This is a genomic window from Streptomyces sp. NBC_00704 (assembly GCF_036226605.1).
Taxonomy (GTDB): Bacteria; Actinomycetota; Actinomycetes; order Streptomycetales; family Streptomycetaceae; genus Streptomyces.
This window is the reverse complement of sequence record NZ_CP109002.1, coordinates 83617-90356: the sequence shown is the minus strand read 5'-3', so window position 1 is coordinate 90356 and position 6740 is coordinate 83617. Positions and strand designations below refer to the sequence as shown.

The following is a 6740-nucleotide window of genomic DNA, read 5'->3' as shown; positions in this document are numbered from 1 at the left end:
GCGCTGGCGCGCTGCCTAAAGTACGAATTGTGCAAGCACAATTCGAGATTCCCGCGCAAGCGCGGGAATGAATTCCGCAAGCGGAATTCTGAAAGCAGATCAATTCCTTATCCGCTGCGCGGATAACAAGAAATGGATTCGCTTCGCGAATCCATGAGGCGCTGCGCGCCTCATTAGAAAGCAGGCTGTGCAGCGCTGACGCGCTGCACAGAGAACGGCTCCGCTGACGCTCCGCCAGATTCCGCAAGCGGAATCCTGAGTGGATGTCAATTCCCACAAACACGAATTGACAGGAATCCCGCAAGCGGAATTCCTGAGGCTGTCAGTAAGAGATTGGTGGCGTCTCGCGCGGGACTGTGTGGGGGATGGGAATTCCCAGCTCTCATCTCTGCAACGGATGTGACGGGCTCTCGGTCTGACGGAGCGTCGACCTCGTTGCAGTGAGCGCGCGAGAGTTGAATTCCGCACGCAGAATTCAACTACAGAACCATTCGCGCTAGCGCGAATGGTGAACGATCACGCTTGCGTGATCGTTCGGGCTGGCAGCTAGGGGGTGTGCATCGCGCTAGGAGCTGTGTAGGGATTGGTGGATACCCCATCCACCGCCTATAGCAGGTTTACCCATGCTCCTTCAGCCTGCACCACAACTCGCAGAAGAGGTGTTGGGATCAGTCCCGTATCTCTTTATCGAGGGGGACACCGGGGCAACCTGTCAGATCTGTGAGGGGCGATTGGGGCTCGTGCTCTCGTTCCCTGAGCGGTCGGGCACGGAGCGGCCGGGGAAGGGGGTTGATCGGTCTGCTGTTCGAGGACTCGCATGGGTGTACGAGATTAGGTGACAGGGTGTCAGTGGGCTTCGTCATGCTCGGCGTATACGGCCGAAGCAGGGCCGGAGTGAGGTAAGCCGTGGTGTTGGGTGGAGGGACGTGTGGTGTGGTTTTGAGGGCGACTGCTGAGCAGGAATCGGCCCGGGAGGCATTTGCCGCGGGCCAGGACTTGGCGTTGGTGGCCGGCGCCGGTACGGGAAAGACGTCGACACTGGTGATGATGGGCTCGGCGACGCGTCGGCAAGGGCTGTATGTGGCGTTCAACAAACCGATCGCGGAAGAGGCGAAGAACCGGTTCGGAAGCAACGTGCAATGCCGTACATCGCACTCGTTGGCCCACCGGGCGGTGGGTCACCGGTTCCAGGACCGTCTGGACGCTTCTCGCCACATGCCGCTGAAGCGTACGGCGCAGTTGCTGGGACTGGACCGCGACCTGGCGGTCGGCAGGAGGCGGCTCAGGGCGACGACGCAGGCGCGGCTCGTGATGGAGATGGTCCGGCGCTTTTGCTACAGCACGGACGAGCAGGTGGCGGCCCGGCATCTGGGCCCGGTCAACGGGCTGGATGACCAGGGGGCGCAGTATCTGGCGGATGTACTGCTGAAGAGGGCTCGGTGGGCGTGGGACGACATCTGTTCGCCTGAGGGGAAGCTGCCCTTTCAGCACGACCACTACCTCAAGATGTGGGCGCTGACGCGGCCGGGGTTGCCTGCGGACTTCGTGCTGCTGGACGAAGCACAGGACGCCAATCCGGTCCTGGAGGAAATCTTTCTCGCACAGGATGCGCAGCGAGTGTGTGTGGGAGATCCCGCGCAGCAGATCTACGAGTGGCGGCATGCCAGGGACATCATGAGCGGTTTCCCCGGGCAGCGGCTGGAGTTGACACAGTCGTTCAGGTTCGGGCCGGCGATCGCGGAAGTGGCGAACCGGTGGTTGCGGGCCGCGTCATCTTCGATGCAACTGACCGGGCACGCCAACGGGCCGTCGGGGCTCGGGAAAGCCGAGGTCCCTGATGCGGTGTTGTGCCGCGGGAACGCGGACGCGCTCGCTGAGGTTTTAGGATTCCTCGAGGAAGGAGTGCCGGTCGCGCTGGCCGGGGGTGGTGGTCCGCTGTTGAAGATTGCTGAGGCTGCGATCGATCTGCGGGCAGGCAGGCGGACCTCGCATCATGCGCTGTTCCTGTTCTCGTCATGGGGCGAGGTGCAGGAGTACGCGGAGCAGGACGCCGCGGCAGCAGAGCTGAAGGCGACCGTGGAGCTGGTCGATACCTACGGGCCGCAACAGATCATCGCGGCCGTGAAGCGCATGGTCGATGAGGAGCAGGCGCGGGTGGTGGTGTCGACTGTGCACAAGGCCAAAGGGCGGGAGTGGAGGCGGGTGCGGATCGGGGCCGGATTCACGCCCCCAGCGGACGAGGCCCTGGCACGGGGAGTGCATCCGGCGGAGGCGCGCCTCATTTACGTGGCGGTGACGCGGGCTCGGGAGGTGCTGGATACGACTGGGATCCAGTGGGCCGAAACCCGGATCCGGCGCTCCTCGCGCGCCTGTGTGACGAGTACCCCGGACGGCCTGCCGCTGGCCGCGCTGCCGTTGACGGGACAGCTCCAGTACCCGCGCTCGCCGATGTCCGTCTTTTTGGACCGGCACCTGCCGGGCACGGAGCGGGTGGTCGGCGCGTACCGGCAGCGCTCGCGTGGACTTCCGCCTGCGGTGCAGCCCATGGATGAGCGGCGCCCCGACTATGCGGCCCTTGGGCACACCATCGACTACCGACTGCGGCTCAGTCTGGGGCACGGCCCTGGAGGCGCGGTCGCGATGGGCGTCCGGCTTCTCGGCAGCCGGCTCCCGATCGACGGAGCTCCCGCCCTCGAAGTGCGGGCGGCCTTGCATACGGCCGGCATGCAGTTGCTTGCCCGTCTTCAGAACCATCTGGCGGGTGTGCCCCGACGACTGGGCGATGAGGAGCTGACCAGGCTGTGTCATGTGGCAGGCTTCTATGAGGCCGTCTACCGCAATGGCGTCTTCTCCCGGCGCCGGAACCTGCTTGCCCTCGCCGACGCGCACACCACCTTGGATCATCTGGCCGCGGCGGTGCCGGCGTACGTGCTGGAGGACATCGCCGAGCAGATGGAGCTGGCTGAGCGGCCTTTCGCACCGTTCAGGCAGTTGCCGGACGAGCAGCGGGTGTGCGGGCCGGTGTTCGCCGGCAGTGCCGACTTGGGCGGGGCTGATGCGGATTTCATCGTCGGTGGGCTGCTGATCGACTGCAAGGCCACTACGCGCCCCCATACGGTCGACCGCTTTGCGGTACAGCAGCTTGCCGGGTACCTGCTGCTCGACTACGACGACGCGTATGGCGTGGACCGGGTGGGTCTCTATCTTTCCCGTCAGGGCGCTCTGATCACGTGGAACGTCCCGGAGTTCCTTGATGCTCTGGACGCTCGTGTTCCCTTGCCCCAGCTGCGCGCGTTGCTGCGCGACCACCTTCGGCAGGCATGGCCTTCAATGCCGTCGGAGGAGGGTTGACCGCCCCCGGCCGGCCCGCGTTCCCGTTCACGCGGGAACGGGGGCGAGGGCCGGCCGGGGGCGGGCGGGCGGGGGGCGGGCGGGGGGGCGGGCGGGGGGGCGGGCGGGGGCGGGGATGTAGCGGCCCGTTGAGGAGAGCCGCACCTCATGCGCCGGCGGGATCGCGCATGTGCTGTCGGCGGGATCGTCGACAGCACTGCGATCGCCAGGGTCCCCAGTGGTATTGGTCAATGGGAAGGGGGATCTGGACGCTTCCCGCCTGGCTGACGTGCGGTGGCGGGTCAGGTTGGTGTGTTCCAGGCTGCCGGTGCGGCTTCGGTGTCGGCGCCGGGGGTGGGGGCCGGGCGGGGGGTGGGGGGTGGTGTGCGGGAGAAGCGGGGGGCGGGGGACGGCTGGGGGCGGCCGGCGACCTCGGTGAACGTCGCGCGCTCGCGCAGGGCGGGGTGCTCCGCGGCTTCCTCGGTGGTGAGGACGGGTACCACGCACGCGTCCTGGTCGGCGAACACCTTGGCCCAGTGGTCGCGGGGGCGGGTGCGGAACGCTTCGGCGATACGGTCGCGCAGGGCCGGCCAGTTTGCCTGGTCCGCTCGGTCGGGCAGGGTGGCGGGGTTCAGGTCGAGCTGGGTGCAGAGGGCGTCGTAGAAGCGCGGCTCGATCGCGCCGACCGCCACGTGTCCGCCGTCCTGGCATGCGTACGTGGTGTAGAACGGCGCGTCGGTCACCGTGACGTTGCCCGGGTTGTCCCGCCATTGGCGGACCATCACCTCCAGCAGGGCCGCTCCGTCGACCATGGCCGCGTCGACGACCTGGCCGCGTCCGCTGTGCGAGCGCTCGTGCAGCGCCGCCAGGACGCCGAGGACCTGGAGCAGGCCGCCGCCCGCGAAGGTGGACAGGTACGTCGACGGGGGCGATGGGGGGCCGGCGGGGGCGGCGTCGCTGTCGAGTACTCCGGTTAGGGCGAGGAAGCTGATGTCGTGTCCGGAGCGCTGTGCCCAGGGTCCGTTCTGGCCCCAGCCGGACACCCTGGCGTAGACGAGCCGGGGGTTGGAGTCGTCGAAGGTCTCCGGGCCCAGGCCCAGGCGCTCGCATGCTCCCGGGCGCAGGCCTTCGAGCAGCACGTCGGCGTGGTCCACCAGGGCGCGCACCTTGCGTATGTCGTCCGGGTTCTTGAGGTCGGCGGTGACCGAGCGGCGGGAGCGGCCGAGGGGGTCGGCGGGTCCGGATGCGCCGGCGCGCGGGCGGTCGATGCGGACGACGTCGGCGCCCAGGTCTGCGAGGAGCGTGGCGGCGAAGGCGCAGGGTGCGCCGCTCGCCAGCTCGACCACGCGTACACCGTTGAGTGGCCCCACGAGGCTCATCTCCTTTCCAGTGACTTTTAAGAATGATGGTGACGGATGAGTCGACTATTTGCGCTTCGGGGTTCCGTATTGTTTCTGCTGTGATTTCTTCCCTATCTTGCGAGTGTTTTTGTTTTTTCTTTCCCCGATGAGAAAGGGCAGGAATCGTGACGGTTCTTTACACGGCTGAGGTCGCTTCGTCGGGTGACGGGCGCAAGGGGCGGGTCAGCTCCTCGGACGGTGTGCTGGAGTTGGAGCTGGATGCGCCCAAGGAGGTGGGCGGTTCCGGGGAGCGGACCAATCCGGAGCAGCTGTTCGCGGCGGGGTACGCGGCCTGCTTCCACAGCGCGTTGCGGTTGTCCGCGCGTGAGGCGCGGGTGCCGCTCGACGCGGAGCCGGTCGTCACGGCTCGGGTGCATCTCGAGCGGGACGACTCCGGTTACGGGATCAGCGCCGATCTGACGGTGCGGATGCCGGGTGTGGCGGAGGAGACGGCGCGGGAGTTGGCGGACCGGGCTCATGCCCGTTGCCCTTACTCGCGTGCCGTGCGCGGCAACGTCCGCGTGGGGATCGAGGTGGTGGCCGGCTGACGGCCGGTTCCCCGGTGCCTCTTTGGCGCGTGATGCTTCCGGTGTGCCGCCGGAGTCGGACGGGGTCCGGCTCCGGCGGCGTCCGTGTGTCCGGGTCTGCCTCACGCAGCCGGGGGTTCTGCGGCCGCGGCGGCCTTGGCGGCCTGCGGGAGGGCCGTGACGATGCGGTCCACGGCCCGGTCGTCGTGTGAGGCGGACACGAACCACGCTTCGAACGGCGACGGCGGCAGGTAGACGCCCTGGCGCAGCATCTCGTGGAAGAAGGCCCGGTAGCGGAAGGCCTCGCTCGCCCTGACGTCGTCGTAGTCGTGGACCGGCCTGTGTGAGAAGAAGACCGAGAACATCGTTCCGGAGTACTGGAGCGTGTGGGCGACGCCCTCGGTGGAGAGCGCGGCGGACACTTCGGTCCCGATGGTGGCGGACACGGTGTCCAGGCGCTCGTAGACCGCGTCGGTGCAGTGGCGCAGGGTCGCCAGGCCGGCGGCGGTGGCCACCGGGTTCCCGGCGAGGGTGCCCGCCTGGTAGACGGGGCCGGCCGGGGCGAGGTGGGCCATGACGTCGGCCCGGCCGCCGAAGGCCGCGGCGGGGAAGCCGCCGCCCATGACCTTGCCGTAGGTGAACAGGTCCGCCGCGACGCCGTCCCGGTCGTACCAGCCGGCGCGGCCGGCGCGGAAGCCGGTCATGACCTCGTCGGAGATGAAGAGGGCGCCGTGGCGCCGGCACAGGTCCTTCAGGCCGGCGTTGAAGCCGGGCAGGGGCGGGACGGCGCCCATGTTGCCCGGCGCGGCCTCGGTGATCACGCAGGCGATCTCCTGGCCGCGCTCGGCGAAGACGCGCTCGACCGCGGACAGGTCGTTGTAGGGCAGGACGAGGGTGTCGGCGGCCTGGGCGCCGGTGACGCCGGGGGTGTCGGGCAGGGCGAAGGTGGCCAGGCCGGAGCCGGCGGCGGCCAGGAGGGCGTCGACGTGGCCGTGGTAGCACCCCGCGAACTTGACGATCTTGGATCGGCCGGTGAAGCCGCGGGCCAGCCGGATCGCGGACATGGTGGCCTCGGTGCCGGAGGTGACCAGCCGGACCTTCTCGACGGGGGCGACGCGGTCGACGATCTCCTCGGCGAGGGCGATCTCCCCCTCGGTCGCGGTGCCGAAGGAGGTGCCGGCGGCGAGTGCGGCGCGGACCGCGTCGAGGACCGCCGGGTGCCGGTGGCCGAGGATCATCGGGCCCCAGGAGCAGATGAGGTCGACGTACTCGCGGCCTTCGACGTCGTAGAGGTAGGGGCCCTGCGCGGAGGCCATGAAGACGGGGGTGCCGCCGACGGAACCGAACGCCCGCACAGGGGAGTTGACGCCGCCGGGGATGACCGTCGCGGCGCGTTCGAACAGCGAGGCCGAGGCGGTGCCGGCGCCGCCGTCGAGGGCGGCGGCGGGTGCAGGGGATGAGGACATCGGTCGGTGCCTTTCGC

At 68.6% G+C, this 6740-nt stretch carries 4 protein-coding genes; 2 read left to right on the top strand and 2 right to left on the bottom strand.

The genetic code is table 11. The features are described from left to right. Nucleotides 1-933 precede the first annotated feature (933 nt). Nucleotides 934-3351: a UvrD-helicase domain-containing protein gene (locus tag OG802_RS35905; RefSeq protein ID WP_329418079.1), complete on the top strand. Its 2418-nt coding sequence runs from the start codon at nucleotides 934-936 to the stop codon at nucleotides 3349-3351. 281 nt (nucleotides 3352-3632) lie between these two features. Here the strand turns inward: OG802_RS35905 and OG802_RS35900 are convergent, their stop codons facing one another. Then, complete coding sequence (locus tag OG802_RS35900; protein WP_329418077.1) at nucleotides 3633-4709, bottom strand: CaiB/BaiF CoA transferase family protein; 1077 nt, start codon at nucleotides 4707-4709, stop codon at nucleotides 3633-3635. A 146-nt stretch (nucleotides 4710-4855) separates the two neighbouring features. On the opposite strand from OG802_RS35900, the gene OG802_RS35895 reads away from it, so the two are divergent. Further along, complete coding sequence (locus OG802_RS35895) at nucleotides 4856-5278, top strand: organic hydroperoxide resistance protein (protein WP_329418075.1); 423 nt, start codon at nucleotides 4856-4858, stop codon at nucleotides 5276-5278. Nucleotides 5279-5379: 101 nt separating this feature from the next. On the opposite strand, the gene hemL is transcribed toward OG802_RS35895, so the two are convergent. Further along, complete coding sequence (gene hemL, locus OG802_RS35890; protein WP_329418073.1) at nucleotides 5380-6723, bottom strand: glutamate-1-semialdehyde 2,1-aminomutase; 1344 nt, start codon at nucleotides 6721-6723, stop codon at nucleotides 5380-5382. Between the last annotated feature and the right edge of the window lie 17 nt (nucleotides 6724-6740).